The organism is Shewanella sp. SG44-6, assembly GCF_014164185.1.
Taxonomy (GTDB): domain Bacteria; phylum Pseudomonadota; class Gammaproteobacteria; order Enterobacterales; family Shewanellaceae; genus Shewanella; species Shewanella vesiculosa.
Genome location: NZ_JACJER010000294.1, coordinates 1 through 958, shown reverse-complemented (window position 1 = coordinate 958; position 958 = coordinate 1). Strand labels below are relative to the sequence as shown.

The window sequence follows — 958 nt, the reverse complement described above, 5'->3', positions numbered from 1 at the left end:
AAAATCTTTTAAGCTATAAAACCTATTTTCATTATCTAATAGTTCATAAAGTTGTTTTTCAGTCATTTGTAAAAAGTTTTCATCATTAAATGAATCTTCAAATGTTTTTAAAACAACCTCTAAACTTAAAAATTCAGCTTTACAATCGTGTTTTTCCCAACTAAAAAATTCAATATTATTTACTACCGATACAGCATATTGATGAAGATAATTAGATACTGGAGAATCGTACTTAAACTTGTTTTCCCTAAAACTTAACAAATCTACGCCTTCTCTGACAATTTTTGGTAAATATTCACAAGCTTTATTCTCTCTTTTTTTTCTTGAAAACAAACACTCTAAAGTATTTTGGTTTATCTCTTGCATCTCATCAGCAATCCAAGTAAATATAGAGTCTGGTATACTTAAATTTTTTTCGAATATTTTCTTAATACTCAAATTTAAACACTGTATTAAAAATAAAGTACTTGTTAATCGTTGTTGTCCATCAACTATATTTAATGGCGAACTTACCGTATCTATTTTATCAGAAATATTTACAGTAATAATACTACCTAAAAAACAAAGAACTTGATAATCAGATTTTATGTCATAACGTTCATAACCTTGTTCAATATCCTTTAACAATCTTTGTAATTCTGACGTTCCCCAAGCATAATTCCTCTGATATGATGGTATCTGGAATACAACTCCACTTTCAGAAAAAATTGAAAATAAATCTTTAGTTGATGGCTTGAATATTTCTTCAACTTGTTTCAAATTATGTTCCTTCATTTAATTTCAACACTTCACTTCTTTTCCCAGGAGTATAAACCTCTATTTCATCAGTTGAATAAAGTTTTACATATGAATAAAGATTTGACTGTAATGTTTTTATATCTTGCCTATATGGGGCAATATCTCGATTAATACATGATGAGTTAAGTGACGACCCTGCTCCATATAGGCAAGATATAAA

The 958-nt window shown here is 27.8% G+C and carries 2 protein-coding genes; both read right to left on the bottom strand.

Annotated features, from left to right (window positions below; genetic code table 11):
• The coding region (locus H5185_RS22260; RefSeq protein WP_182743341.1) for a DUF262 domain-containing protein at positions 1-759 on the bottom strand (759 nt) is incomplete at its 3' end.
• A 1-nt stretch (position 760) separates the two neighbouring features.
• On the bottom strand, positions 761-958 hold a 198-nt coding region (locus H5185_RS22835), incomplete at its 5' end, for a hypothetical protein (protein ID WP_220494522.1).